Source organism: Telluria sp. Soil_C_11 (assembly GCF_057657395.1).
On the sequence record NZ_JBDGIN010000003.1, the window covers coordinates 131,960 to 156,022 of the forward strand.

Annotated in this window: 30 protein-coding genes and 2 tRNA genes; 14 read left to right on the forward strand and 18 right to left on the reverse strand. The window is 65.4% G+C overall.

The features are described 5' to 3' along the window. Positions 1-173 precede the first annotated feature (173 nt). The 4 genes from AC3A6M_RS06110 to AC3A6M_RS06125 all read left to right on the forward strand — a co-directional run bounded on the left by AC3A6M_RS06110 (position 174) and on the right by AC3A6M_RS06125 (position 4,943). Positions 174-1,775 (forward strand): hypothetical protein, encoded by a 1,602-nt coding sequence (locus tag AC3A6M_RS06110; protein WP_487851841.1) that lies wholly within the window; start codon positions 174-176, stop codon positions 1,773-1,775. A gap of 246 nt (positions 1,776-2,021) precedes the next feature. Next, entirely contained in the window at positions 2,022-2,345 is a 324-nt protein-coding gene (gene fdxA / locus AC3A6M_RS06115) for a ferredoxin FdxA (RefSeq protein ID WP_487851842.1), read from the forward strand. Positions 2,346-2,380: 35 nt separating this feature from the next. Continuing rightward, entirely contained in the window at positions 2,381-3,478 is a 1,098-nt protein-coding gene (locus tag AC3A6M_RS06120; RefSeq protein WP_487851843.1) for an NAD(P)/FAD-dependent oxidoreductase, read from the forward strand. A gap of 229 nt (positions 3,479-3,707) precedes the next feature. After that, entirely contained in the window at positions 3,708-4,943 is a 1,236-nt protein-coding gene (locus AC3A6M_RS06125; protein WP_487851844.1) for a polyhydroxyalkanoate depolymerase, read from the forward strand. A 149-nt stretch (positions 4,944-5,092) separates the two neighbouring features. Here the strand turns inward: AC3A6M_RS06125 and AC3A6M_RS06130 are convergent, their stop codons facing one another. After that, positions 5,093-5,473: a YfeK family protein gene (locus AC3A6M_RS06130; protein WP_487851845.1), complete on the reverse strand. Its 381-nt coding sequence runs from the start codon at positions 5,471-5,473 to the stop codon at positions 5,093-5,095. Between the two features lie 124 nt (positions 5,474-5,597). Beyond that, positions 5,598-6,062: an RcnB family protein gene (locus tag AC3A6M_RS06135; RefSeq protein WP_487851846.1), complete on the reverse strand. Its 465-nt coding sequence runs from the start codon at positions 6,060-6,062 to the stop codon at positions 5,598-5,600. Positions 6,063-6,275: 213 nt separating this feature from the next. On the opposite strand from AC3A6M_RS06135, the gene rsxB reads away from it, so the two are divergent. Together rsxB and nth are read left to right on the forward strand one after the other, a co-directional pair. Next, positions 6,276-6,947 (forward strand): electron transport complex subunit RsxB, encoded by a 672-nt coding sequence (rsxB, locus tag AC3A6M_RS06140; RefSeq protein WP_487851847.1) that lies wholly within the window; start codon positions 6,276-6,278, stop codon positions 6,945-6,947. 24 nt (positions 6,948-6,971) lie between these two features. Then, positions 6,972-7,649: an endonuclease III gene (gene nth / locus AC3A6M_RS06145; protein WP_487851848.1), complete on the forward strand. Its 678-nt coding sequence runs from the start codon at positions 6,972-6,974 to the stop codon at positions 7,647-7,649. Here the strand turns inward: nth and AC3A6M_RS06150 are convergent. The 6 genes from AC3A6M_RS06150 to AC3A6M_RS06175 all read right to left on the reverse strand — a co-directional run bounded on the left by AC3A6M_RS06150 (position 7,639) and on the right by AC3A6M_RS06175 (position 11,964). Then, entirely contained in the window at positions 7,639-7,779 is a 141-nt protein-coding gene (locus tag AC3A6M_RS06150) for a hypothetical protein (protein ID WP_487851849.1), read from the reverse strand. The two genes, nth and AC3A6M_RS06150, sit on opposite strands and share 11 nt — an antisense overlap. Positions 7,780-7,944: 165 nt before the next feature. Next, a complete protein-coding gene (locus AC3A6M_RS06155; RefSeq protein ID WP_487851850.1) occupies positions 7,945-8,103 on the reverse strand; it encodes a hypothetical protein in 159 nt (52 codons plus the stop codon). A gap of 3 nt (positions 8,104-8,106) precedes the next feature. Then, positions 8,107-9,453 carry a hypothetical protein gene (locus AC3A6M_RS06160; protein ID WP_487851851.1) on the reverse strand — a complete coding sequence of 449 codons (1,347 nt, stop codon included), beginning with the start codon at positions 9,451-9,453 and terminating at the stop codon, positions 8,107-8,109. Further along, the gene (locus tag AC3A6M_RS06165) at positions 9,450-10,913 is read right to left on the reverse strand and encodes a hypothetical protein (RefSeq protein ID WP_487851852.1); all 1,464 of its coding nucleotides are present in this window, start codon (positions 10,911-10,913) and stop codon (positions 9,450-9,452) included. The genes AC3A6M_RS06160 and AC3A6M_RS06165 overlap by 4 nt, the downstream gene beginning before the upstream one ends. After that, positions 10,914-11,339 (reverse strand): ExbD/TolR family protein, encoded by a 426-nt coding sequence (locus AC3A6M_RS06170; protein WP_487851853.1) that lies wholly within the window; start codon positions 11,337-11,339, stop codon positions 10,914-10,916. Then, positions 11,329-11,964: a MotA/TolQ/ExbB proton channel family protein gene (locus tag AC3A6M_RS06175; protein ID WP_487851854.1), complete on the reverse strand. Its 636-nt coding sequence runs from the start codon at positions 11,962-11,964 to the stop codon at positions 11,329-11,331. The genes AC3A6M_RS06170 and AC3A6M_RS06175 overlap by 11 nt, the downstream gene beginning before the upstream one ends. A 204-nt stretch (positions 11,965-12,168) precedes the next feature. Between AC3A6M_RS06175 and AC3A6M_RS06180 the strand changes: the two genes are divergently transcribed. Continuing rightward, a complete protein-coding gene (locus tag AC3A6M_RS06180; protein ID WP_487851855.1) occupies positions 12,169-12,639 on the forward strand; it encodes a hypothetical protein in 471 nt (156 codons plus the stop codon). An 11-nt stretch (positions 12,640-12,650) separates the two neighbouring features. Here the strand turns inward: AC3A6M_RS06180 and proB are convergent, their stop codons facing one another. The 5 genes from proB to rplU form a co-directional block, all read right to left on the reverse strand. Continuing rightward, complete coding sequence (gene proB / locus AC3A6M_RS06185; protein ID WP_487851856.1) at positions 12,651-13,775, reverse strand: glutamate 5-kinase; 1,125 nt, start codon at positions 13,773-13,775, stop codon at positions 12,651-12,653. Between the two features lie 8 nt (positions 13,776-13,783). Next, positions 13,784-14,206, reverse strand: a complete 423-nt coding sequence (locus tag AC3A6M_RS06190) for a hypothetical protein (protein ID WP_487851857.1) — start codon at positions 14,204-14,206, stop codon at positions 13,784-13,786. Between the two features lies 1 nt (position 14,207). Continuing rightward, the gene (obgE, locus tag AC3A6M_RS06195; RefSeq protein WP_487851858.1) at positions 14,208-15,320 is read right to left on the reverse strand and encodes a GTPase ObgE; all 1,113 of its coding nucleotides are present in this window, start codon (positions 15,318-15,320) and stop codon (positions 14,208-14,210) included. A gap of 187 nt (positions 15,321-15,507) precedes the next feature. Next, positions 15,508-15,780, reverse strand: coding sequence for a 50S ribosomal protein L27 (gene rpmA, locus AC3A6M_RS06200; protein WP_047824517.1), 273 nt, complete (start codon positions 15,778-15,780; stop codon positions 15,508-15,510). Positions 15,781-15,818: 38 nt separating this feature from the next. Continuing rightward, complete coding sequence (gene rplU / locus AC3A6M_RS06205) at positions 15,819-16,130, reverse strand: 50S ribosomal protein L21 (RefSeq protein WP_036230184.1); 312 nt, start codon at positions 16,128-16,130, stop codon at positions 15,819-15,821. 268 nt (positions 16,131-16,398) lie between these two features. Here rplU and ispB point away from each other — a divergent pair, with 268 nt between their 5' ends. Continuing rightward, positions 16,399-17,388, forward strand: a complete 990-nt coding sequence (ispB, locus tag AC3A6M_RS06210) for an octaprenyl diphosphate synthase (protein WP_487851859.1) — start codon at positions 16,399-16,401, stop codon at positions 17,386-17,388. A 51-nt stretch (positions 17,389-17,439) separates the two neighbouring features. Next, positions 17,440-17,516: transfer RNA gene (locus AC3A6M_RS06215), tRNA-Pro, on the forward strand. A 77-nt stretch (positions 17,517-17,593) separates the two neighbouring features. On the opposite strand, the gene AC3A6M_RS06220 is transcribed toward AC3A6M_RS06215, so the two are convergent. Next, on the reverse strand, positions 17,594-18,016 hold the full coding sequence (locus tag AC3A6M_RS06220; protein ID WP_487851860.1) for a hypothetical protein: 423 nt from the start codon (positions 18,014-18,016) through the stop codon (positions 17,594-17,596). Between the two features lie 197 nt (positions 18,017-18,213). On the opposite strand from AC3A6M_RS06220, the gene AC3A6M_RS06225 reads away from it, so the two are divergent. Further along, positions 18,214-18,290, forward strand: a tRNA-Pro gene (locus tag AC3A6M_RS06225). A 19-nt stretch (positions 18,291-18,309) separates the two neighbouring features. Here AC3A6M_RS06225 and AC3A6M_RS06230 read toward each other — a convergent pair. After that, entirely contained in the window at positions 18,310-18,786 is a 477-nt protein-coding gene (locus tag AC3A6M_RS06230) for a T6SS effector amidase Tae4 family protein (RefSeq protein ID WP_487851861.1), read from the reverse strand. A gap of 8 nt (positions 18,787-18,794) precedes the next feature. After that, a complete protein-coding gene (locus AC3A6M_RS06235) occupies positions 18,795-19,448 on the reverse strand; it encodes a Rap1a/Tai family immunity protein (protein WP_487851862.1) in 654 nt (217 codons plus the stop codon). A 108-nt stretch (positions 19,449-19,556) separates the two neighbouring features. Here AC3A6M_RS06235 and AC3A6M_RS06240 point away from each other — a divergent pair, with 108 nt between their 5' ends. From AC3A6M_RS06240 to AC3A6M_RS06250, 3 genes are read left to right on the forward strand one after another with little or no spacing between them, the layout of a single operon-like run. Continuing rightward, entirely contained in the window at positions 19,557-20,051 is a 495-nt protein-coding gene (locus AC3A6M_RS06240; protein WP_487851863.1) for a MarR family winged helix-turn-helix transcriptional regulator, read from the forward strand. Then, positions 20,041-20,799, forward strand: coding sequence for a class I SAM-dependent methyltransferase (locus AC3A6M_RS06245; RefSeq protein WP_487851864.1), 759 nt, complete (start codon positions 20,041-20,043; stop codon positions 20,797-20,799). Before AC3A6M_RS06240 ends, AC3A6M_RS06245 begins: the two co-directional genes overlap by 11 nt. Before the next feature lie 4 nt (positions 20,800-20,803). Next, positions 20,804-21,184, forward strand: a complete 381-nt coding sequence (locus tag AC3A6M_RS06250) for a SirB2 family protein (RefSeq protein WP_487851865.1) — start codon at positions 20,804-20,806, stop codon at positions 21,182-21,184. Here the strand turns inward: AC3A6M_RS06250 and AC3A6M_RS06255 are convergent, their stop codons facing one another. Continuing rightward, the gene (locus AC3A6M_RS06255) at positions 21,185-22,381 is read right to left on the reverse strand and encodes an MFS transporter (RefSeq protein WP_487851866.1); all 1,197 of its coding nucleotides are present in this window, start codon (positions 22,379-22,381) and stop codon (positions 21,185-21,187) included. It abuts the gene before it with no gap. Between the two features lie 95 nt (positions 22,382-22,476). On the opposite strand from AC3A6M_RS06255, the gene AC3A6M_RS06260 reads away from it, so the two are divergent. Next, a complete protein-coding gene (locus AC3A6M_RS06260; protein ID WP_487851867.1) occupies positions 22,477-23,421 on the forward strand; it encodes a LysR family transcriptional regulator in 945 nt (314 codons plus the stop codon). A gap of 12 nt (positions 23,422-23,433) precedes the next feature. On the opposite strand, the gene AC3A6M_RS06265 is transcribed toward AC3A6M_RS06260, so the two are convergent. Next, a complete protein-coding gene (locus tag AC3A6M_RS06265) occupies positions 23,434-24,063 on the reverse strand; it encodes a head GIN domain-containing protein (RefSeq protein WP_487851868.1) in 630 nt (209 codons plus the stop codon).

Consider the following 24,063-nt stretch of genomic DNA (forward strand, 5'->3'; position numbering starts at 1 on the left):
CTGGCTCTTCCTTCCTGAATCGACAACGACAAAGTCCGCCATCATGCCAGCTGGGTCGCGCAAAGGCCAGCAGCGGCGCCCTGTTGATGAGCATCAATTGCTTAAAAGGTGTAGCGGGTGACCATTTCCCTTGCGGTCCGCCTGCCGCAGCCTGCTCAACGGAGGAAGCCACCATGTCACGAGACGCCAGCCTGCCCGAACCCGCCCAGCCCCCGATCGGCTACGTGCCGATGCCAACCGCGCCGTATCGCCAGCACCGCAAGGCCGCCCAGCTGCTCGACCAGCCCGGCCGCCCGCGCCTCCCGGGCGGGCCTGGCGCCGGTGCGCCGGGCCGTGCCGGCAACGAGGAAGAGAGTTCGCAGGACGACGTTCCCCTGCCCTACGCCTTCGGCGCCCGGGTGCTGATGTGGAAGCAGGACCCGTCGGTGTCCGAAATCGGCACCCGCAAGGTGTTCCTGCCGGGCGTGGTGCTGGCCGGCCCGCGCGACGCCCGCATCGCCATCGGCGACGATCCCGACATCCCGGCGGTGGAGCCGAACGCCTTCGGCGACTTCGTGACCATGCCGGACACGCCGCAGTTCGACGCCGTCCACACCTTCGCCGTGGTGCGCCAGACCCTCACCATGTACCAGCGCGCCCTGTCCACCGCAGGCAGCACCATGCCCCTGCCCTGGCAATGGAACAGCAGCGTCGACACCTCGCCGCTGCAGGTCCATCCCTACGGCCTGCCGAACGTGATGAACGCCTATTACAGCCGCACGCAAGCCTGCCTGAAGTTCGGCGACTTCATCCCGCCCGGCGAGACGGCGCGCGTGTACACCTGCCGTTCCTTCGACATCGTCTCGCACGAGACCGGCCACGCCGTACTGGACGGCATCAAGCCGCAATGGCTGATGGCGGACAACCCGCCGCAGACCGGCGGCCTGCACGAATCCTTCGGCGACCTGACCGCGATCTTCCTGGCCCTGTCCCAGCTCGACCAGTGCGAGGCGGTGGTGGCCCAGACCAAGGCGCACTTGCACGACAAAACTTTCCTGGCAGACATCGCCGAACAGTTCGGCCTGGCGCTGGGCAGCACCAACGGCCTGCGCAATGCCGACAACGACCTGACGCTCAGCGAAGCCGGCACCGAGGTGCACGCGATCTCGCAGGTCTTCACCGGCGCCGTGTACGACATCCTGGCCGACATCTTCGCCTTCGAGCGCAACCCGGAACTGGAGGATTGCGCCAGCGTCCTGCACCGGGTCGCGGCGTGGCTGCGCGGGCTGCTGCTGCGCGCCCTGATCGCCGCTCCCGACGCCGCCGCCACCTATGCCGACGTCGCCAACGAGATGCTGCGACTGACCCTGGAAGACGGCAAGCCGGCGGAATACACGACCTTCATCCGCAACCGCTTCGCCCAGCGCGAAGTGGTCGAGGTGCCGGCCACCTTCACCGGCCCGCACCCGCCCGGGCTGCGCCTGGCGCCGCGCGTGACCGACGCGCCGGGCGCGAAACAGGACCGGCGTGCCTGCTGCGGCACCATGAACCTGGCCGAGTACTACAACGTGGAGCGCATCCTCGACGCCGAAGCGCAGGCGCTGGCGCGCTGGTGCCTTGATCACGGCCGCTTCGGCCCGGCCGGCGAAGAGGTGGCCAAAGCCGGAACGGAAGCCGAGGCCACGGTCGCCGCGATCAAGGCCGGGGCGGACGGCATGACGGCGGCGGCGGCCACGGCACGGGTCTCCGCCACCGGGACCGCCGCTGGCAAGGTGCTCGGCATGCCCGCGGCCTGAGATGAAGATCGGCGCCCGGCCGGCAGGCCCTGAGCGGCCATCTGCGCGCAAGCCGCCGGGCCAGCCGTTGAATATTCGGCAATTGTTCCTCTTGGCAGCGCCCGCAAGAAGAACATTTGCTTATGTATATTGTGTATAAGCCTGATTTGTCGTAATGGCCGAATTGCCCTAAAATACAGTGCTTTGCCGCGTCCGGCGAACCCTCCGAACCCAACACGCCGCCGCTTCCACTGATTAAGGACTGTTATGACCCACGTTGTCACCGAATCGTGCATCCGTTGTCGCTATACCGATTGCGTGGATGTATGCCCGGTAGATTGTTTCCGGGAAGGCCCGAACTTCCTCGCCATTGATCCGGACGAGTGCATCGACTGCGCCGTGTGCGTGGCGGAATGCCCGGTCAACGCGATCTACGCGGAAGAGGACGTGCCGTCGGACCAGCAGCAATTCATCAAGCTGAACGCCGACCTGTCGCGCAACTGGCCGTCGATCACCAAGACCAAGCCTGCCCTGCCCGACGCGGAAGAGTGGAAAGACGTCAAGGACAAGCTGGACCAACTGGCCCGCTAAGAAGCCTGCCACATACATCAACAGGAAAGATCAGCATGACAATCAGTGCCACCCCCGAAGTGGGCACCATCGCTCCCAACAGCTCTTTTGCCGGCGCCATCGAAGCCGACGCCGTGATCATCGGCGCGGGTCCGGTCGGCCTGTTCCAGGTGTTCGAACTGGGCCTGCTCGAGATCAAAGCCCACGTGATCGATTCGCTGCCGGCCGTCGGCGGCCAGTGCGTGGAACTGTACCCGGACAAGCCGATCTACGACATCCCGGCCGTGCCCGTCTGCACCGGCCAGGAACTGACCGACAACCTGCTCAAGCAGATCGAGCCGTTCGACCCGACCTTCCACCTGGGCCAGGAAGTCACCACCGTCCAGCGTCGTGAAGACCACCGCTTCAACGTCGAAACCTCGACCGGCACCCGCTTCATCACCAAGACCATCTTCATCGCCGCCGGCGTCGGTTCCTTCCAGGCGCGCACGATCAAGGTCGACGGCATCGAGAAGTTCGAGAACAGCCAGCTGTTCTACCGCGTCAAGGATCCGGCACTGTTCGAAGGCAAGAACCTGGTCATCTGCGGCGGCGGCGACTCCGCCCTGGACTGGGCCCTGAACTTCGTCGGCAAGGCCGAATCCGTGGTGCTGGTGCACCGTCGCGAAGACTTCCGCGCCGCCCCCGCTTCGGTCGCCAAGATGAAGCAGCTGTGCGAAGAATACGAAATGCAGCTGATCACCGGCCAGGTCACCGGTTTCGACGAAAAGGATGGCACGCTGTCCGAAGTCAAGGTCACCGGCGCCGACGGCGTGACCCGCCGCGTCCCGCTGGACATGCTGATGGTGTTCTTCGGCCTGTCGCCGAAGCTGGGCCCGATCGCCGAATGGGGCCTGGACATCGAACGCAAGCAGCTGAAGGTGGTGGACACCGAGAAGTTCGAAACCAACGTGCCGGGCATCTTCGCCGTGGGTGACATCAACACCTACCCGGGCAAGAAGAAGCTGATCCTGTCGGGCTTCCACGAAGCCGCGCTGGCCGCCTTCGGCGCCGCACCGTACATCTTCCCGGACAAGAAGATCCACATGCAGTACACGACGACCTCGCCGAAACTGCACAAGATCCTCGGCGTCGAGACGCCGGTATTCGACTGAACGTTCCGTTTCAGCCTCGCGACGAACAAGCCCCGCCTCTGCGGGGCTTTTTTCTTATGTAGGGCACTTAACCGAAGGCGGATAAGGAACTGTGATACTAATGTTGCATTGCACTATTTTTTAGATTCAGGACACCATCTCATGTTGCCCCACGCCAAACCAATTGGCCTATAATTGATCGAATCTGCTGCGCAAATGTATGTACGCAGAGCAATGAGAAGGAAATAACATGCTTTATCAACTGCACGAGATGCAACGCTCCTTCCTGAACCCGCTGATGCAGTGGGCCGATGCCTCTGCAAAACTGTTCTCGAATCCCGTCTCGCCATTCGCCCACACCCCGTTCTCCCAGCGTATCGCCGCCGGCTATGAGCTGATGTATCGACTGGGCAAGGATTACGAAAAACCGGCCTTCGACCTGAACTCGACCACGATCGACGGCCAGACGGTCGGCATCATGGAACGCACCGTGGTCAGCAAGCCGTTCTGCAAGCTGCTGCATTTCAAGAAGGACCTGCCGGACGCGGCGTTCGCGGAACTCAAGCAGCCGACCGTGCTCGTGGTCGCTCCATTGTCGGGGCACCACGCCACCCTGCTGCGCGATACCGTGCGCGCCCTGCTGCCGAACCAGGACGTCTACATCACCGACTGGGTCGACGCCCGCATGGTGCCGATGTCGGATGGCCCGTTCCACCTCGACGACTATATTTATTACGTACAGGACTTCATCCGCCACCTGGGTCCGGACGTGCACGTGATCTCGGTCTGCCAGCCGACCGTGCCGGTGCTGGCCGCGATCTCGCTGATGGCGACCAACAAGGATCCGAAGCTGCCCAAATCGATGGTCATGATGGGCGGCCCGATCGATCCGCGCAAATCGCCGACCGCGGTCAACGACCTGGCGACGGAAAAGCCATTCTCCTGGTTCGAGAACACCGTGATCTACGCGGTGCCGGGCAACTACCCGGGCTTCGGCCGCAAGGTCTATCCGGGCTTCCTGCAGCACGCCGGCTTCATCGCGATGAACCCGGGCCGCCACGCCCAGAGCCACCGCGAGTTCTACCAGCACCTGGTGCGCGGCGACGACGATTCGGCCGAAGCCCACCGCAAGTTCTACGACGAATACAACGCCGTGCTGGACATGCCGGCCGAGTACTACCTGGAGACGATCAAGACCGTGTTCCAGGACTTCGCCCTGCCGAAAGGCACCTGGGAAGTCGGCGGCCAGCTGGTGCGTCCGCAGGACATCAAGGATGTGGCCCTGTTCACCATCGAAGGCGAACTGGACGACATCTCCGGCGCCGGCCAGACCCACGCCGCGCACGAACTGTGCACCGGCATCCCGGCCGAAAAGCAGGAGCAGTTCACGGCGCCCAAGTGCGGCCACTACGGCATCTTCTCGGGCCGCCGCTGGCGCGAGATCATCTGCCCGATGATCGGGGAGTTCATTCGCAAGAATGCCTGACCTGGCAGTGGGGCCATGAAAAATGCCGCGGAATTCCGCGGCATTTTTTTTACCGTCGTCCCCGCGAAGGCGGGGACCCAGGTTTGTTTGCGTTTCGTTAGCGCCTACAAGAATTGGATCCCCGCCTTCGCGGGGACGACGGGGTGTGCTTATTTGTGCGCCGCCCGATACCGCTCCAGCTCGGTGTTGAGCCATTGTGCGCTGGTCGTCGGCTGTCCGTCGCCGCAACGTATCAGGTAAGACTTGCCGCTCATGCTGCTCTGGGACGCCGCGCGGTCGATGAAGGCCTTCGTGTCCGGCACCAGGTCGCGGCGCTGCAGGTAGTCGTATTTTTCCTGCAGATGCTCGCGGGCCGCCTTGCTGTCGTGCCAGCTGCCGTTGCGGTTGAACTGGCAGCCGGACTGGGCGACGTAGTCGAGCAGGTGGGCGATTTCCTGGCGCGCACGCGCGTCCTGCTGCGCCCACGCGGGCGCGCCTGCGCTCAGGGCGACGGCGGCGGATAAGGCAATCAGGGTGCGTCGGCGATGCATGCGTCCTCCAATATCCAATGTCCAATTTCCATAGGCAAATGCCACACTACCACATCGGTCATCCGATGCGGCAGCGCGGCCGGTAGGTCACCTGCCGGGGCCGCCCCATGGGCAGCCCGCGGTATCAGTGATTGATCATCAGGTCTGCGATCACGCCGGTGGCGATGGCCGCCAACACGTAGTCGCTCCCTGTCTGCACCCAGTGATAGCCCCTCGGCGGAGGCCGCAAATGGTGTTCGCGATAATTGTTCACCACATACTGGTGGTTGCGGTAGCGGCTCGGCAGGCGGTCGCCGCGGCGGAAGCTGTGCTCCGGTCCGGCGCCGTTCCAGCGGTGTTCGTCGCCACCCCAGCCTTCGTTGCCGTAGCGGCCGCCGCCGCGGGCCTGGTAGCCGTCGCGGCGGTCGTCGCGGCGCTCGTCCCGGCGGTCGTATTGGCGGTTGCGGCCATCGTCGCGGTCGCGCTGGCTGTAACGGTCGCCGCGGTCGCGGTCACGGTCGCCGTGATAACGATCCTGGGCAAAACCCGAGGCGCTGGCGCTCAGCAGTGCGGTCAGCAGTGCTGGAATGATGAGGTGCTTCTTTTCCATAAGACCCTCCTGTTCGTTCATTGCCTGGGTTCAGTAGACCATCAAGCGAACTCGGCACTCCGTACGGTGCAGCACGCAAGGCTGTAGGACAAATGGCAGCGTTCCTGACAGCAGAGCGGCCATGGCGGGCCGGCTTTCGACGGCGCCGCCCATTTAGCGGATAATGGCGGTTTAGCAAACGCCAGACTTTTATTCAGTAACCGCTTGAGCACCGTGACGAAATCCCTCGCCGACCAGATCGAAGACCTGTTGCCGCAGACTCAGTGCACGAAGTGCGGCTACCCTGCCTGCCGTCCGTACGCCGAAGCGATCGCCAACGGCGAGGCCGACATCAACCGCTGCCCGCCGGGCGGCCTGGAAGGCGTCGCGCGCCTGGCGCGGGTCACGGGCCGGCCCGTCATCCCGATCAATCCGGCCAACGGCGTCGAGCGTCCGCGTCCGGTCGCCTTCATCGACGAGGCCCTGTGCATCGGCTGCACCCTGTGCATCCAGGCCTGCCCGGTGGACGCCATCCTCGGCGCGCCCAAGCAGATGCACACCATCCTGCCCAGCCTGTGCACCGGCTGCGACCTGTGCGTGGCGCCCTGCCCGGTCGACTGCATCAGCATGATCCCGGTGACGGGAGAGCGTACCGGCTGGGATGCGTGGTCGCAGGAGCAGGCCGATGCCGCCCGCGCCCGCCACGATTTCCGCAGCGAGCGCCTGCAGCGCGAGAAGGAAGAGAACGACGCGCGCCTGGCCGCCAAGGCCCTGGAAAAGATGCGCGCGGTGACGGCCGAAGAAACCAACACCGCCGAAGAGCTGGCCGAGAAGGAGCGCAAGCGCGCCATCATCGCCGCCGCCATCGAGCGCGCGCGCCTGAAGGCTGCCGGGAAGTCCGAATAAACGCCCTCACATGAACGCAAGCAAATGAACGCCACTAAGCGCTACGAGATCTTCACGCGCTTTCGCGCCGCCAATCCCCATCCGACCACCGAACTCGAATACAGCACGCCATTCGAACTGCTGATCGCGGTGCTGCTGTCGGCCCAGTCGACCGACGTCGGCGTCAACAAGGCCACGCGCAGGCTGTACCCGGTGGCGAACACGCCGCAGGCCATCCTCGACCTCGGCCTGGACGAGCTGAAGACCTATATCTCGACCATCGGCCTGTACAACAACAAGGCGAAGAACGTCATCGCGACCTGCGAGATCCTGGTGAACCAGTACGGCGGCGAAGTGCCGCGCGACCGCGAAGCGCTGGAAGCCCTGCCCGGCGTGGGCCGCAAGACCGCCAACGTGGTGCTGAACACGGCCTTCGGCGAACCTGCGATGGCGGTCGACACCCATATCTTCCGCGTCTCGAACCGCACGAAGATCGCGCCGGGCAAGAACGTCGACGAGGTCGAGCGCAAGCTGCTGAAGTTCGTGCCGAAGGAATTCCTGCACGACGCCCACCACTGGCTGATCCTGCACGGCCGCTACACCTGCGTGGCGCGCAAGCCGAAGTGCTGGAACTGCATCATCAACGACCTGTGCGAATTCAAGGACAAGACCCCGGCGCCGGCCGGCGTCCTGCCTCCGTCCGTGCCTGCGCTTACGGATTGAGAAGCGTCATCGCGCCGGGTGCGAACGAAGCGCGCCGGATGCGCCCGTCGACCACTTCGTCAATGCACAGCATCTCGAGCGTGCCCACGCCTTCCGGGAAGTTGCGGGTGATGAGTTCGAGGTCGGTCACGAACTTCCCCATCACGGTGCGCGACAGCAGGCGCGTAGGCGCGCATCAGCGCATCGATGTCCCTGGCGTTGAAGGCGTCGAGCTGGGCCTGGACAACGGCGAAGGGCGAACTGTTTTGCATTGCGGTGTCGTGAGAGGGTGGATGGGGCTGGGAGTCTACTATTTTTAATCCGCGCGCTTCAATGCCCGCAGCGTGTAGGCCAGGTTCTCGGCGGCCGAAAAGACCTCCTTGCCGGCCGGCCGGGGATACAGGTTGTAGAAAGGTGCGCGGTACCAGGACTTGTCGAGTGCAAGGACAAGACCGCGGCGCCGGCTGGTGCACAAGAATCACTTCGTCAGCACCAGCGAAAAAAACACGGAGCCCAATCCGTTCGACAGCTTGAAGAACAGCTTGTTGCGGCCCTGCCTGACATGCACGACGCGCTTGCCTTCGCTGAAGTTGTAATCGCGGCCATGGATGTTGTCCGCGTCGTGGACCTCCCTGTAGAACGGCCCCTTGGCCACATTCCTGCCGCGCCAGACCAGCCTGTCGTTGAGCCACAGCTGCGCGTCGTCGTGGGCGCCGACCCAGATCGTCAGGTCCCGAGCCTTGTCGACCATCAGCTCGGTATAGCCGTAATACACGGCCTCTTCGGCAGGCTGGGGCGGAACCAGGGGATAGTTTGCCGAGTCGACGTATTCCCACTTGAGCAGGCGGCCGTCCTTGCCGCGATAGGCGGCGTCCAGGACCACGGCCTGCTCGGGCGGATCGGGCGAAAGCCACGCGTCGCCATGCTTGCGCTCGAAGGGGCCGATCAGGTACCAGCGATTGACGTAGACACGGTCGGCATAAGGGCCGCCGGGTCCGATGATGCGACCCGTGCCCTTGACCTTGGCGCCGGCGGGGACCTCCGGAATGCGCACGATGGTTTGATCGATGTCGTCGTGGTTGCCCGCCACGACATTGCCCTCAATCCCCCGGCCCGCCCGGTCGGAATTGATGAATGCATCGATCGCCCGAAACACGGACGACATGGACGCGCCGGCGGGGCTTTTCGCGCCCGGGGGGCCGCCGCCAACTTGCCCGCCTGGCCCGCCCTGCCGCACAGCGCTGCTGCTGCGTAATTCGCCTGCCGCCATGCGCATGCCGTCCTGCTGCTGCTTCAGTTGCCGGCCGCGCCGGGCCAAAGCGTCACGCGCCTTTGCTTCAAGCTGCTCGATCATCGAAGCCGCATCGACGGGCTTGCCGGCTTCGGCGCCGGCCGGCTCTTCCGGCTTGGGCATCTGCGCGACCTTTTCCAGCGCTTTTTGCTTCGGGATGTGGAGCAGCTTCGCCAGTCGCTCGGCGCGGGCGTCACGCTCGATCTTGTCGATCCTGCGGGACAGCTCCCTGGCTTCCTCGAGCAGTTCTTCCGGCGTCCTGGGCTGCGCGCTGAACTGCACGTGGTCATCGTTGTCAGCCGCCGCCCCCGATTCGAGCTGGGACTTGATCCGCGCCATGTCGTGCACGCGTTTTTCGAGGCGCGCCCGTTCCGTGAGCTGCTTGCCGGCGTCGACCATTGGCTGCTCCCGGTCGCGCCGGATGCGCTGCTGGTCCAGCTCGACGCGAACGACGACTGCGTACAGCACGCCGAGCAGCGCCGCATGCGCCACGAGCGACAGCGACAGGAATGGGTATCGCCGGACGTGGATCATTTCGACAGCACCACCGAATAGAACATCAGGTCCACCCCGTTGTACAACTTGAGCAGGATGGTGTTGTGCCCCTTGTTGAAGTGCAGCCGGCGCTGGCCTTCGGTCAGGTTCAGGGTGTGCATCTCGGGCAGCGTCATGAAAGGCTGGCGGTACCAGGGCTTGTCGACGCCATCGCCGCTGAGCCAGACCAGGCGGTCGTTGAACCACATCTTGGTATCGTCGTCGCCGCCGATCCACACCCACAGGTCCATGTCGCGGTCGACCACGACCTCGGTGTAGGCGTAATACACGGCGTTCTCGGCGCGCGGCAGCGGGATCGACGGGTAGCGCCCGTCCTGCTGGAAGGTCCAGCGCACCGGCAGGTCGTTCTTGCCGTAATAGACCGCGTCGAGGTCGACGCCACGCTCGGGCGGATAGATCGCGTTCTGGCTGTCATGGCCGGCGCCTTCGAAGGGGCCGATCACATACCAGGTATCGAGGAAGATGCGGTTGGCGTAGGCGCCACCGGCGCCGATCGTGCGGCCGCGGCCGGTGCGCATGGTGACGGCGTCGACCGGCGGGGGTGCCAGGAACGCGCCGAAGCTGCGGGAGTCGCTGAAGGCATTGCTCGACATGTCGATGCTGCTGCCCGTGATCGCGCCGGGCGCGCCCAGCGCCAGGCCGCTGACCAGGGCCTCGACCTTGCTGCCGCGCGAGGCCGAGTTCTGCACGATGCCATTGCCCCCTGGCCGTCCACCCTGGCCGCCCTGGCCGCTCATCTGGCCATTGCCTTGGCCCTGGCCACCCTGGCCGGCCGCCTTGCCGCTGCCCGGTCCCTGGCCGGCTTTACCGCCTTGCGGCCGGCCTGGCTTCAGCTCTCCTGCCTCCGGCTTGATGGCGACGCCCTGCTGCTGCGCCAGCAGTTGCGCGCGGCGCTGCGCCAGGGCGGCCTTGGCCTGTTGCGCCAGCTGGGCCACCTGGACTTCCGGCGATGCATGCTTGGTCGATGCCGGCCTGGGTTTGCGCGCCTCGTCGAGCTGCACGCGCCTGAGGGCCTCGGCCGCGGGGATGCGCAACACGCGTGCCAACTCGGTGGCGCGGATCTTCTGCTGCACCTGCCCGATCTGCCGGGCCAGTTCACGCGCCCGCTCGGCAGGATCGGGCGGCAGGGGGGCGTCCTTGCCGCCTTTGCCCTTGCCCTCGCCACCGGCTTCGCCTGCGCTTTCCGCCAGCGCATCGCGGATCTCCTCCATCGTGCGCAGCTCGCGCCGCATCTGGCGCTGCCCGGTGTGTTGCAGCGACTGCGCGACCTGCGCGCGCAAGCCGTCGTCGCGCTTGATGGCGACGTGCACCGGCCCGGCCGTGTACAGGCTGGCCGCGAGCACGCCGTGCGCCGCCAGCGATGCGATCAGCCAGGGATGACGGCGCCACGGCTCGACCATGCTCGAACCGTCCAGTCGGAAAGTCGCGTCGGCATTCATTTACTGCCGGCGTGCACGCATCGCGATATTGCTCAGGCCTTCGAACTGGCACAGGTCGAGCACATGGACGATGGACTGGTAAGAAGCGTTGCCGTCTCCCTCGATGCGCACCGGCCGGCCCGGATGCGCACGCGCCTCGCCCGACAGGCGCTCGTGCAGAGCCTCGATCGACAGCCTGTCCTCGCCGATCGCTACCTGGCCCGCGCGGTCAACCCGGATCACCAGCGGATCGGGCGCAGCGTCGGCCAGGTCGAGCGTGGCGGAGGAGCGAGGCAGCGTGATCGGGATGGCCTTGTCCTTGTGCTGCTGCTCCTTCTGCTTGAACGAGGTCGCGACCATGAAGAACATCAGCAGGAAGAAGATGCAATCGATCAGTGCGATCAGGCCGATCTCGGGCTGGTCGTCCTCGCCGAGCTCAATGCGCATGGCCGGCCTCCCTGGCGCGCACTTCGTCCAGCAGGCGTCCGAGCTGGCGTTCCAGCAGGATGCCGATGTTCACCATGCGGTTGCGAAAGAAGTGGTGCAGCGCCAGCGACGGCAGCGCCACCGACAGCCCGGCCGCCGTGTTGACCAGGGCCTTCGAGATGCCGCCGGCCAGCAGGGTCGGATCGCCCATGCCGTTGAAGGCGATCACGTGGAAGGCCTCGATCATGCCGACCACGGTGCCCAGCAGGCCGACGATCGGCGCGATGGTGGCGACCACGTTCAGGGCATAGGCCTTCTGCTGCTGCAGGCGCAGCTCCGTCGACGCGATCTCGGCCGCGCGCGCCGAAAGCGTCTCGGCCGGCAGCCGCGGATGCCCGGCCATGAATTCGAGCACGCGCGCCAGGCTGCTGCGGTCTTCCCCGGCGCGCGTCGCCAGCGCCGCGTAGTCGCCGGCCCGCCACAGGCCGAGCGCCTCGTCGGCCAGGTCCTGCGGCGCCACCTTTTGCGCGCGGAAGTTCGCCAGCCGTTCGAACGCCACGGCCAGCGCCAGCACCGACAGCGCGCCGATCACGACGACGCCGGTGCCGCCTTCGAGCAGTTGGGAGGCGAGGTTCAGTTCCTGCATGGCGGTCCTTTCGCTAATGTTATTAATTTCCGGCTAATTTAACACAATATATCCACGCATTAGCAATACAAATTGCCACAACATGGAAATATTATTTGCCATCAATAAGAAACCATGGCGAACCCCGTACGCCGCCTGCTAGGCTAGGGATTGTTCCGGACCGCTGCGTCCTTTATCGAGGGGAAAACCATGCCCATACCTGTCATGAATCTGGTGCGCGCCGCCTGCACGGCGGTTCTGCTCTGCCTGTCGTGCGGCGCCACCGCGCAAGGCTCCGGCATCCGTTACGGCGTCGCGCCGGCGCAGGACTGTATGGTGGGGAGCGCCGCTCCCGCGCAGGGCAAACGGGTCGATGCGAGCGGCGTCGCCGTCGAAGGCGGCGACGTGCGCCGGATCAGTGTGAGTTTCGACGAGGCGGTCGCCACCGATACCATCCACGTCGCCATGAACGAAGCCGGCTCACGCGCGCTGGCGCTGGTCGAAATACAGGATGCGGATGGAGGCTGGCGCAAGGCTTGGGAAGGACGGCTTGCCGCGCCCGCAGCGAACTTTTCGGAAGTGGCGTGTTTCGAACCGAAACTGCCGCAGAAACAGGTGGTGCGGGCCCTACGCCTCACTTTCCGCGACGCGCCAGGCCAGATCGACGTCAATTACGCGGCGCTGCTGCGCCGCTGAGCCTCAGAGTCTCAGAGCAGGACCAGGTTATCCCGGTGCACCAGCTCGGGCGCCTCGACGTAGCCGAGGATGGACTCGATCTCGCTGGAAGCGTGGCGCATGATGCGCCTGGTCTCGGAAGCGGTGTAGTTGGCGAGCCCGCGCGCGATCTCGGCGCCGTCCTCGGTCACGCAGGTGACCAGTGCACCGCGCCCGAATTCGCCGCGCACGGCCGTCACGCCGATCGGCAGCAGCGACTTGCCCTCTTTCTGCAGCTTGTGCGCGGCGCCGGCGTCCAGCACCAGTTCGCCCGCCGTGTGCAGGTGGTCGACCATCCACTGGCGCCGCGCGGTGAGGCGCGCGGTGGGCGCCAGCAGCTGGGTGCCGATCGCTTCGCCTCTGCCTAAGCGCACCAGCACATTGTCTTCCCTGCCCCAGGCGATCACGGTATGCGCGCCCGAACGCGCGGCGCGCTTGGCGGCCAGCACCTTGGTCAGCATGCCGCCGCGGCCGATGCTGCTGCCGGCGCCGCCGGCCATCGCTTCGAGCGAGGTGTCGCCGGCCTGGGCTTCGGCGATCAGCTTCGCTTGAGGGTCCTTGCGCGGGTCGGCCGAGTACAGGCCCTTCTGGTCGGTCAGGATCACCAGGGCGTCGGCCTCGATCAGGTTGGCGACCAGCGCGCCGAGGGTGTCGTTGTCGCCGAACTTGATCTCGTCCGTGACCACGGTGTCGTTCTCGTTGATGATCGGGACCACGCCCAGACGCAACAAGGTGGTGAGCGTGGAGCGTGCGTTCAGGTAGCGTTCGCGATCGGCCAGGTCGGCGTGGGTCAGCAGCACCTGGGCGGTCTTCACGCCGTGCGTGGCGAAGCTGGTTTCGTAGATCTGGGCCAGGCCCATCTGGCCGCAGGCGGCGCAGGCCTGCAGTTCGTGGATGTCGGTCGGGCGCGCGCTGAAGCCGAGGCGCAGCATGCCTTCGGCGATCGCACCGGAAGACACCAGCACGACTTCCTTGCCGAGGGTGCGCAGGGACGCGATCTGGGCGGCCCAGCGCGCGATCGCGGCGTTATCGAGGCCGCGGCCTTCGTTGGTGACGAGCGAGGAGCCGACCTTGACGATGATGCGCGAGGCGGACTGGATGACGGAGGTGGCGGACATGTCGGAGTTCATGATTCGGGGAGTGGCGAAAAGGGCTTTCCTGGCGGGCGAAGCAGCAGCAGCGCCAGGCCGAGCAGCACTTCGATTCCGCTAACGACGAACAGTGAGCCCTGGGGCAGGCCGATCGCGAAGGACGCGGCGAGGCGGCCGAGCGGCTGCGCCAGGATGAATAATGCTGCGAGGTCGCCGAGGATGGGCTGGTCGCCCCGCCTGGCCGCCAGGAACGCCAGCCCCGCGGTGGCGAGGCGCACTCCGACATAGATGGCGTAGAACTGGCTGTAGCCGTTCACGCCCACGAGAAACAGGCCCATCGCTTCCGCGACCCGGTCCGGATCGAGGAATGCCGACAACGCGGCCAGCGAGCTGGCCGTGGCGGTCGCCTGCAGCAGCCGGCTGCGCAGGAGAAAGCGGCGCGACGGGGATAGGACCAAATCAGTCTTCGAGAATCTTGAAGCGGGGATCGTCCGGATCGATCGACGAGATGCCGCGCGCTTCCTCGGTCATCTGCTTTTCTTCGGAACGGTGCTCGACGTGGCGCTTCTCTTCCAGGTACTTGTAGATCGCGTGGACCAGGTCTTCGCAGCCTTCGCGGCTCAGCGCCGAGATCTCGAACACCGGGCCCTTCCAGGCCAGCTTCTTGACGAAGTCCTTGACAGCCTTCTTGCGCTCGTCTTCCGGCACCACGTCCAGCTTGTTCAGCACCAGCCAGCGCGGCTTGTTGACCAGCTCTTCGTCGTACTTCTCGAGTTCCTTGACCAGGGCCTTGGTGTCCTTGACCGGGTCGGTCTTGCCGTCCGCCGGCGCAAAATCGACGATGTGCAGCAGCAGGCCGGTGCGGCTCAGGTGGCGCAGGAACTGGTGGCCCAGGCCGGCGCCTTCGGCCGCGCCTTCGATCAGGCCCGGGATGTCGGCGATGACGAAGCTCTTCTCGTGCGAGACGCGCACCACGCCGAGGTTCGGATGCAGGGTCGTGAACGGATAGTCGGCGATTTTCGGCTTGGCGTTGGACACCGCCGTGATGAAGGTCGACTTGCCGGCGTTCGGCATGCCCAGCAGGCCGACGTCGGCCAGCACCTTCAGCTCGAGGCGCAGCGCGCGGCGCTCGCCTTCCTTGCCTTCGGTCTTCTGGCGCGGCGCGCGGTTGGTCGAGGTCTTGAAGTGGATGTTGCCCCAGCCGCCCTCGCCGCCCTTGGCCAGCAGTTCGACCTGGCCATGTTCGGTCAGGTCGGCCAGGATTTCGCCATTGTTATCGTCGATGATCAGGGTGCCGACCGGCATGCGCAGGTAGACGTCCTCGGCGCCCTTGCCGTAGCAGTCGGAGCCGCGGCCCGGTTCGCCGTTGCGCGCCGTGTGCACCTTGGAGAAGCGGAAGTCGACCAGGGTGTTGACGTTGCGGTCGGCGATCGCCCAGATCGAGCCGCCGCGGCCGCCGTCGCCGCCGTCAGGGCCGCCGAACGGACGGAATTTCTCGCGTCGGAACGAGGCGCAGCCATTGCCGCCGTCGCCGCCGATGACTTCGATTCTTGCTTCGTCGATAAACTTCATGATGAACCACCAAAACTGAGGGCTATGTCACTGTTAAATGTGCCACAAGATGGGCCCATGGATACGCACTTAACGGTGACAGCGCCAGAAATTAAAAAGGCTCTACCTGTGGGCAGAGCCTATCGATTGCAAGGCTTGCGCCTCACGTCGCGGAACCTGCCGGGGCAAGGTTCCGCTGCGCCGCTATTTAGGCAGCGACTGCTTCAGCAGCAACGACGGTCACGTACTGCTTCGAGCCGACGCCTTGCTTGACGAACTTGACAGTGCCGTTCACCAGGGCGAACAGGGTGTGGTCCTTGCCCAGGCCAACGTTGGTGCCCGGACGGATCGTGGTGCCGCGCTGGCGCATGATGATGCCGCCTGCGTTGATCGACTGGCCGCCGTAGACCTTCACGCCAAGGCGTTTGCTTTCTGAGTCACGGCCGTTGCGGGTAGTACCGCCGCCTTTTTTGTGTGCCATTTAGATGCTCCTTGATGACTGATGAGGACGCGCGGCAATTAGCCGTTGATCGCAACCACTTGGATTTCGGTGTAGTTCTGGCGATGGCCCTGACGCTTCTGGTAGTGCTTACGACGACGCATCTTGAAGATACGCACTTTGTCGTGACGACCGTGCGAAACAACAGTCACGCGAACCGAAGCACCTTCCACCAGCGGAGCACCAAATTTGATGCTCTCGCCCTCGCCGACGGCGAGAACCTGATCGATAGTGAGTTCGGAACCAATGTCTGCCGGTATCTGTTCTACTTTGAGTTTTTCGCCAGCGACAACTTTATATTGCTTGCCACCGGTTTTTATGACCGCGTACATGATTTGAAACCTCATTGATTGTTTGAAGAAATTCCAGCGAATCGGGCGTACAGCATGCTCGGGATTCGGGGAACAGAGGATTATACATAAATTGGTGCAGGGCGTCAAAACCGCTGTGGTGACCCGGCACGAACGTGACGCCTGAGCAACTGGCCGCCGATCCCGCCGGATGGTCGACTGATGCGAAAGAGCGCGGGATTGGCTTGCTTATCGTATAATCGCGCCACTTAACACATCCACATCGCACTCAACGTCCAGCAGGTCCGCCTTGTCCGCCGCCACCAACAACGCCCAACAGAACCCCATCACCCGCACGATCGCAGCCGACATGGAGGCCGTCAACGGCGTGATCCGCCAGCGGCTGCAGTCGGACGTCGCGCTGGTGAACCAGATCGCCGAATACATCATCAGCGCCGGCGGCAAGCGGATCCGCCCCGTGCTGGTGCTGCTGCTGGCCAATGCCTACGGCTACCAGGGCAAGGGCCACCACGAACTGGCGGCGGTGGTGGAATTCATCCACACCGCGACCCTGCTGCACGACGACGTGGTCGACGAATCCTCGATGCGCCGCGGCCGCCAGACCGCCAACGCGATGTTCGGCAACGCTGCCTCGGTGCTGGTCGGCGACTACCTGTACTCGCGCGCGTTCGAGATGATGACGAGCCTGGACAACATGCGCGTGATGGAGATCCTGTCGCGCGCCACCACCGTGATCGCCGAGGGTGAAGTCCTGCAGCTGCTGAACATGCACGATCCGGACGTGACCCAGGAAAGCTACCTGACCGTGATCCGCTCCAAGACCGCCAAGCTGTTCGAGGCCGCCGCCCAGCTCGGCGCCCTGGTGGCCGGCGCGAACGACGCCCAGATCGAGGCCGCCGGCGAATACGGCCGCTCGCTGGGCACCGCGTTCCAGCTGATCGACGACGTGCTCGACTACGCCGGCGACGCCGCCGAGATCGGCAAGAACGTCGGCGACGACCTGCGCGAAGGCAAGCCCACCCTGCCCCTGATCTATGTGATGGAAAACGGCAGCATTGAACAGCGCGCCCTGATCCGCAGCTGCATCGAACAGGGCGACGAAACCCATTTCGACGCCGTGCTGGCGGCCGTCACCAGCAGCGGTGCGCTCGACTTCACCCGCCGCGCCGCCGAAGCCGCGGCCAAGCGCGCCGCCGATGCGATCGCCGACCTGCCGGACAGCGAATTCAAGCAGAGCCTGCTGCAGCTGTGCAGCTTCGCAGTTGACAGGAACCACTGAGGCAACTATAGTAATGCCTTCCCGAGATTCGGCAACGGGTCTCAAACCAGTCGGGGTGTAGCTTAGCCCGGTAGAGCGCTACGTTCGGGACGTAGAGGCCGGAGGTTCGAATCCTCTCACCCCGACCATCCGATTCCTGGCGAATCATGACAGCAAAGCCCCTCGTCGAAGGGGCTTTTTGCTTTGCGGATCAGGACATGCCGCATCAGCTGCCTGCGCGACGGGTGCAGTAGTCGTAAGCGTCCGCCTTCGGCGCCAGGTCGGTGTCGACCAGGATGATGACCGGGGCATTGTCGGCGCGCTTGCCGAAATAGGCTTCGAAGCCCTTCCCCAATACGCCGCTGGTAAAGGCGATCTTCCCGCTGGCGCTGTCGTAGGCCATGGCGCCGCTCTTCTTGCCTCCGCTGACCCACGCATACTGGCTGGCGCTGCTGAATTCGATCACCTTGTAGGTATAGCCGGCCTGGTTGTATTGCTGGCGGCAGGCATAGGTTCCCGCTTCGAACGTGCCGCCGCGGACCTTGAACACGCTCAGCGGTTCGATCCCGGCGAGGGCGGGACCAACGAGCGCCAGCCCCAGGGCCGGCAGGAACAGCATGTTCGCAAAGCATCGGTGGATGGGTTTCATGGATGTCCGGATTCGGATGAGTGGTTGTGAGTTTGAAAATACCATATGTTGTCCGGAATGCCGAGCATTGGCCGGCCTGGGGGACGGCATCGGCACGTCAAGCTTGGCGCAGCTGTGCCGTTTCGCTGTTGACAGAACCACCGAGAAAAACTATAGTCATGCCTCTCGAAACGCCGGCTCCGGCGTTCCATACCAGTCGGGGTGTAGCTTAGCCCGGTAGAGCGCTACGTTCGGGACGTAGAGGCCGGAGGTTCGAATCCTCTCACCCCGACCATCTCCTTTTTCCAGCAGATTCACTTCAGCGGCCAGAACCAGACTTCCTTGCTGGTCCAATAGCAATCGCTCCCACATACCCGTATGCCTCCAGCCGGCGCGGATACGATATCGATGTGCCCATTTTCGAAAAGGCCTGGAATCAGCTTCCAGAACGACACGATCCCGTTTCCGTTTCCGATGGCATCCTGCACGTCCCTGCCGCTGAATTTTTCAGGCGTACCGAGCCGTGACTGGTGTGCGAGCAATAGCGAGAGGTTGCGCTGCCCCATCTCGATCAGCTTGCCCTGATACGGCCCTTTCTTGATCCTCAGGCGTCCCGGAATGGTTTTCCCGGACTTGATGAGTGCAAGGCTCATACGGATCGCACAAGTGTTGTCGTAAGCCGGGTTACCGATTAGCTCGTCCCACCCAAGTGTTCTGAGCAGGTCCAGCTGTTTGAGTACTTTATTTGACGAGAAATTGGCCCGCAAGGCGGCGTACGAGAGTTGCCACATGAGTGCTCCTATCGATGAGTACACGGGTATTTGGAAACGAACTGCCGGTACAGCAGAACCGCCGCATTGCCGGGCATGGAGCCGCGGGGCCGATCTACCAGATTCGCCCAGCCACGCTCTTCGAGTTCGTGCGGTTTGATGCGGCCAGGGGCACACCAACTGATCCCTTGCGTGGCATCCACGACGCCGCCGACATAGCCTGCGGCATAGCGCTCACGTTCGGGCACGTCTCCCAACAGCCAGGACATGAAGCGATCACCGGTCATCCGTGGCTGTGCGGCGCATGCGCCATCCTTCAGCGGGAAGGCTGAGCGGAACTGTTCGACCAGCACTGCTGCGGCGGCATCCGGCATGGACCCGGCGGGACGAGCAGCCAGCACATCGAGCACCCGCTCGTCCATCTGCACGACGTCCAGGCCGGCGGGCGGACACCATTGGGCACCTCGGGTACTGTCCGCGACTCCCGCCATGTAGCCCTGAACGTAGGGCTTGTCGAAGTCATGCCGGACATCCGGACCGCCCCGCAACCCGGCAATGAGCTGGTTTCCGGTGACGCGTGCCGGACGCCGGTTCGCGCCGGTGGCCATGGACGCGGCAAGGGCCAGCGCGAGGATGGCAAGATGAAATCTCATTCGTGGGGATTTGAAGGGCGAAAGCCCCATTCTTGCGCTCCAGCGCGGGGGGCAGGTTGAACGGCATCAATCAGTGGCGGCGAGCCTGCCGACTATCCGTCGTTGAATTTACATTAGCGCTAATGTATTATCTGGCGCATGGACCCCAAACAAGACCCCGGGCTCGGCGAACTGCTGCGCTACGTCACCGAACTGCTCGAACATGGCGCCGAGGAGCACTACCGTGCGATGCGCGTGAATTACCGGGTGCGCTATACGCCGGTCCTGCGCGCGCTGCACGCCGGCGCCCGGACCGTCACCGACATCACCGAACGCAGCCGCCTGACGCAGGGCGCCATCAGCCAGACCGTGGCCCTGCTGGAGGACGATGGCCTGGTGTCGCGCCACGCCGTCGACGATGGACGCAAGAGCGGCATCCGGCTCACGGCGGCCGGCCGCGGCCTGGTGGCCAAGCTCGAACGGCATTGGGTCGCCACCTTCGCCGCCATCGACGCGCTCGAGGAAGAAACCGGCTATCCGCTGCGGCGCGCGCTGGTGGCCGCGGCCGAAGCGCTGGAGCGCGAAGACTTCTCGGCCCGGGTCACCGCCGCCAAAGCACAACTGAAGAAAGGAGCGCATCCCCATGCCGACTGATCACCCACAGGCGCGCAACTGGTTCGACCAGGGCGGCCGCGCCTACGCCCGTTTCCGGCCCGAGTACCCGCGCCAGCTGGCGGCCTTCCTCGCCTCGAAGGCGCCTGGCAACCAGCTCGCCGTCGACGTCGGCTGCGGCAATGGCCAGCTGACGCAGCTGCTGGCGCCTTACTTTGCGAAGGTGGTCGGGCTCGATCCGAGCGCCGACCAGATCGCGAACGCGGTCCCGAACGAGCGGATCGATTACCAGTGCGCGCCCGCCGAACGGCTGCCGCTGCCCGATGCCAGCGCCAGCCTGGTCACCGCGGCCCAGGCCGCGCACTGGTTCGACCTGCCGGCCTTTTACCGCGAAGCGCGCCGCATCGCCGTCCCGGGCGCGATCCTGGCGCTGGTCAGCTACGGCGTGCTCCGGATGGACCCGGCGCTCGATGCGCGCTTCCAGAAATTCTACTGGGAAGAGATCGGGCCCTACTGGCCGCCGGAGCGCAAGCTGGTCGACAACGGCTACAGGACGATCGACTTCCCCTTCGAAGAACTGGCGCCCGCCGCGATGGACATCCGCCTCGACTGGCACCTGTCCGAATTCCTCGGCTATCTCACGACCTGGTCCGCGGTGAAGAGCGCCCGGGAAGCGGGCAAGGAAGAGCTGCTGGTCGCCTTCGCCAACGATATCGCACGGGCCTGGGGCGACCCGAACCTGAAGCGCACCATCGCCTGGCCGATCAACATGCGCATCGGTCGACTCTAGCCGCATGGATTACCTCGGCCTGAAACACTTCCACATGGGCTGCGCCGCCCTCTCCGGCGCGCTGTTCCTGCTGCGCGGCGTGTGGATGATGCGCGCTTCGAACATGCTGCAGCGGCGCTGGGTGCGCGTCGCGCCGCATGTCGTCGATACCCTGCTGCTGGCCAGCGCGATCGGCCTGGCCGCCTGGAGCCATCAATACCCCGGCCGGCAGCCCTGGCTGACCGCCAAGGTGGTGGCCCTGCTCGGCTACATCGTGCTGGGTTCGATCGCCCTGAAACGGGGCCGTACGAAAGGACAGCGCCAGGCCGCGTTTGCCGCGGCGCTGGCGCTGTTCGCCTACATCGTGTCGGTGGCCGTCACCAAGCGGCCCTTGCCCTTCTACTGATCAGCGGGCGCTGTTCAAACGCACCAGCAGCGCGCCGCCGGCCGACAGGGTCGCCAGCAGCGTCACGCCGGTCCAGCCCCAGCTTGCCAGGACCTGGGCGCCGAGCAGGCCGCCGGTCGCCATGCCGATGAACATGCAGGTCATCAGCACCGCGTTCAGGCGGCTGCGCGCTTCCGGCGCGATGCCGTAGACGATGGTCTGGTGCGAGATCAGGCTGGCCTGCACGCCCAGGTCGAAGCCGACCGTCGCCAGCGCCAGCAGCGCCAGTTGGGCCTGCACCGGCAGCAGCGGCATCAGCAGCATCACGCCGAACGACACCACGGCGATGGCGCAGGCGATGCGCAGCACCCATTCCGGGCCATGGCGGTCGGCCAGGCGGCCGGCGATGGGCGCCGCCAGGGCGCCGGCGGCGCCGGCCAGGCCGAAGGCGCCGGCCGCGCCCGAGCCGAGATGGAACGGGGCCTCGTGCAGCATCACGGCCAGGGTCGACCAGAAGGCCGAGAAGCCGAGCGCCAGCAGGCCCTGGGCCAGCGCGGCCTGGCGCAGCTTCGGGTATTCCACCCACAAATGGACGAGCGACTTCAGCAACTCCGGATACGGGTGATCGCTGGTCGGCGCAAAGCGCGGCAAGCCTTTCGCCAGCACCACCGCCAGCAGGGCCACGCTGGCGGCAGCGGCGACGAACATCGCGCGCCAGCCGAAGGTCTCGGCGACGAATCCGCTCACCACGCGCGACAGCAGGATGCCCATCAGCAGGCCGGTCATGACCGTGCCGACCGCCTTGCCGCGCTCTTCCGGCGGGGCCAGCGTGGCGGCCGCGGGGACGATGTCCTGGGCCACGGTCGCGAACAGCCCGACCAGCAGGCTGGCCACCAAGAGCACCGGCAGGCCCGGCGCGAAGCCGGTCAGCAGCAGGGCCGCGCATAGGACCACGGCCTTCAGCAGGATGATGTTGCGGCGGTCGAAACGGTCGCCCAGCGGCGCGAGCAGCAGCAGCCCGAGCGCGTAGCCGAGCTGGGTGAGCGTCGGGATCCAGCCGATCTCGCGCGGACTGGCGTGCAGGTCGCCGGCCAGGACGCCCAGCGTCGGCTGGCTGTAGTAGAGCGCGGCCACGGTCAGGCCGGTGGCGCCGGCCAGCAGGAAGGTCAGCGACGACGACAGGTGGGGCCTTGCATGGGCGGTCTGGACGGTGTTCATGGTGTGCTTCCGATAGGTCTCGATGGCGCCATTATCGTCACCCGGGCTGGACGACGGTAGACGCGGCGGACGTCGAAGTGTTATACGATGGACGTATGAACCTTGAACTTAACGGCGTTGTTTCCACCGCCGACCGTATGATGCTCGTGGAAACATTTGTCCGCATCGTCGACGCCGGCAGCCTTTCGGCGGCGGCGCGGCTGCTGGAAACCACCCAGCCGACCGTCAGCCGGCGCCTCAAGACCCTGGAAAAATCGCTGGGCGTGCGCCTGCTGCAGCGCTCGACCCACGCGATGAAGCTGACCGACGACGGCATGCGCTGCTACGCGCGGGCCAAGGAGCTGATCGCCGGCTGGCAGGAATTCGAGAGCGAGATCCGCGGCGCCGGCGAGGAGCCGGTCGGGCTGCTGCGCGTGATCGCGCCGCACGCCTTCGGCCAGCAGCAACTGGTGGCGCCGCTGGCCGAGTACCTGAAGCGCTATCCGAAGATGGCGGTCGACTGGACCCTGCACGACCGCACGCCGGACTTCATCGCCGAGGGCATCGATTGCGCGATCCGGGTCGGCGACATTCCCGATCCCTCGGTGGTGGCGATCCGGCTGGGCGAGGTGCCGCGCATCGTGGTCTGCGCGCCCTCGCTGCTGGAAGGCGGCGCGGTGCCGGCCCACCCGGCCGAGCTGGCCGGCCTGCCGTGGATCGCGGTGTCCCCCTACTACCGCAACGAGGTCGCGCTGACCCACCGCGAGAGCGGCAAGACGGTGCGCTTCCCGGTCCAGCCGCGCATGTACACGGACAACCTGTATGCGATGCGCAGCGCGGTCCTGCAGGACATCGGCGTGGCGATCGGCTCGTCCTGGGCCGTGCGCGAAGAACTCGAGGCCGGCCGCCTGGTGCAGCTGACGCCGGACTGGCAGGCCGCGCCGCTGCCGATCCACCTGCTTTATCCGCCGGCGCGCTTCTATCCGGCGCGGCTGCGGCGCTTCATCGACATCATGCGGGTGGCGGTGCCGCAGGCCTTCGGGATCCTGCCGGCGGATTGAAGCGGCTGCGACTCAGTTCCCGGCCTGTACCGAGCCGATGCCCGACGCCGACTTGTTGACCGTGCGCGGCTTGCCGTAATAGGTCAGGTTGCCCATGCCCTCCACCACGGCGTCGAGCCGGTTCCTGGCGTAGACCTTGACGTCGCCGATGCCGCGGAAGCGGATGTCCGCGTCGTTCGCGAGCAGGGCTTTCGCATCGACTTCGCCGACCCCTTCCGCTTTCATGCTGAAGATCTTCACTTCGCCGTTGATGCCCACGCTGCCGGCGCCCCGGTAGGTCACGTCGAGGCGCTCGCCGCGGACCTGGTTGAGCTTGATCTCGCCCGCGCCTTCGACGTCGAGCGCGCGCAGGGCCGGCATGGTGATGACCACGCGCTGCTCGCCCCTGGAGTTGTACTTCTTGTCCCTGTCGGGCATGCGCAGGCGCAGTTCGCCATCCACCACTTCGCTGGTGAGGTCGCGGATGAACCTGGCGTCGCCGCGCACGGTCAGCGACTGCGCCTTGCCCGCATCCACGGTGACGCTGATCGGACCGTGCACGCTGATCGACGTGAAGGCCGGCGCATTGCGGACCTGCTCGTCCGCGTGGGCGGTGGCGGCGATGGAAAGGGCGGCGGCAAGGGCAAGGGTAGTCAGGCGCAT

Excerpts from the sequence above, each read along its gene's own strand:
- AC3A6M_RS06110 (WP_487851841.1), top strand. The coding sequence starts at position 174 with ATGTCACGAGACGCCAGCCTGCCCGAACCCGCCCAGCCCCCGATCGGC.
- fdxA (WP_487851842.1), top strand. The coding sequence starts at position 2,022 with ATGACCCACGTTGTCACCGAATCGTGCATCCGTTGTCGCTATACCGAT.
- AC3A6M_RS06120 (WP_487851843.1), top strand. The coding sequence starts at position 2,381 with ATGACAATCAGTGCCACCCCCGAAGTGGGCACCATCGCTCCCAACAGC.
- AC3A6M_RS06125 (WP_487851844.1), top strand. The coding sequence starts at position 3,708 with ATGCTTTATCAACTGCACGAGATGCAACGCTCCTTCCTGAACCCGCTG.
- AC3A6M_RS06130 (WP_487851845.1), bottom strand. The coding sequence starts at position 5,473 with ATGCATCGCCGACGCACCCTGATTGCCTTATCCGCCGCCGTCGCCCTG.
- AC3A6M_RS06135 (WP_487851846.1), bottom strand. The coding sequence starts at position 6,062 with ATGGAAAAGAAGCACCTCATCATTCCAGCACTGCTGACCGCACTGCTG.
- nth (WP_487851848.1), top strand. The coding sequence starts at position 6,972 with ATGAACGCCACTAAGCGCTACGAGATCTTCACGCGCTTTCGCGCCGCC.
- AC3A6M_RS06160 (WP_487851851.1), bottom strand. The coding sequence starts at position 9,453 with ATGATCCACGTCCGGCGATACCCATTCCTGTCGCTGTCGCTCGTGGCG.
- AC3A6M_RS06165 (WP_487851852.1), bottom strand. The coding sequence starts at position 10,913 with ATGAATGCCGACGCGACTTTCCGACTGGACGGTTCGAGCATGGTCGAG.
- AC3A6M_RS06170 (WP_487851853.1), bottom strand. The coding sequence starts at position 11,339 with ATGCGCATTGAGCTCGGCGAGGACGACCAGCCCGAGATCGGCCTGATC.
- AC3A6M_RS06175 (WP_487851854.1), bottom strand. The coding sequence starts at position 11,964 with ATGCAGGAACTGAACCTCGCCTCCCAACTGCTCGAAGGCGGCACCGGC.
- AC3A6M_RS06180 (WP_487851855.1), top strand. The coding sequence starts at position 12,169 with ATGAATCTGGTGCGCGCCGCCTGCACGGCGGTTCTGCTCTGCCTGTCG.
- proB (WP_487851856.1), bottom strand. The coding sequence starts at position 13,775 with ATGTCCGCCACCTCCGTCATCCAGTCCGCCTCGCGCATCATCGTCAAG.
- obgE (WP_487851858.1), bottom strand. The coding sequence starts at position 15,320 with ATGAAGTTTATCGACGAAGCAAGAATCGAAGTCATCGGCGGCGACGGC.
- rpmA (WP_047824517.1), bottom strand. The coding sequence starts at position 15,780 with ATGGCACACAAAAAAGGCGGCGGTACTACCCGCAACGGCCGTGACTCA.
- rplU (WP_036230184.1), bottom strand. The coding sequence starts at position 16,130 with ATGTACGCGGTCATAAAAACCGGTGGCAAGCAATATAAAGTTGTCGCT.
- AC3A6M_RS06220 (WP_487851860.1), bottom strand. The coding sequence starts at position 18,016 with ATGAAACCCATCCACCGATGCTTTGCGAACATGCTGTTCCTGCCGGCC.
- AC3A6M_RS06230 (WP_487851861.1), bottom strand. The coding sequence starts at position 18,786 with ATGTGGCAACTCTCGTACGCCGCCTTGCGGGCCAATTTCTCGTCAAAT.
- AC3A6M_RS06235 (WP_487851862.1), bottom strand. The coding sequence starts at position 19,448 with ATGGGGCTTTCGCCCTTCAAATCCCCACGAATGAGATTTCATCTTGCC.
- AC3A6M_RS06240 (WP_487851863.1), top strand. The coding sequence starts at position 19,557 with ATGGACCCCAAACAAGACCCCGGGCTCGGCGAACTGCTGCGCTACGTC.
- AC3A6M_RS06245 (WP_487851864.1), top strand. The coding sequence starts at position 20,041 with ATGCCGACTGATCACCCACAGGCGCGCAACTGGTTCGACCAGGGCGGC.
- AC3A6M_RS06250 (WP_487851865.1), top strand. The coding sequence starts at position 20,804 with ATGGATTACCTCGGCCTGAAACACTTCCACATGGGCTGCGCCGCCCTC.
- AC3A6M_RS06255 (WP_487851866.1), bottom strand. The coding sequence starts at position 22,381 with ATGAACACCGTCCAGACCGCCCATGCAAGGCCCCACCTGTCGTCGTCG.
- AC3A6M_RS06260 (WP_487851867.1), top strand. The coding sequence starts at position 22,477 with ATGAACCTTGAACTTAACGGCGTTGTTTCCACCGCCGACCGTATGATG.
- AC3A6M_RS06265 (WP_487851868.1), bottom strand. The coding sequence starts at position 24,063 with ATGCGCCTGACTACCCTTGCCCTTGCCGCCGCCCTTTCCATCGCCGCC.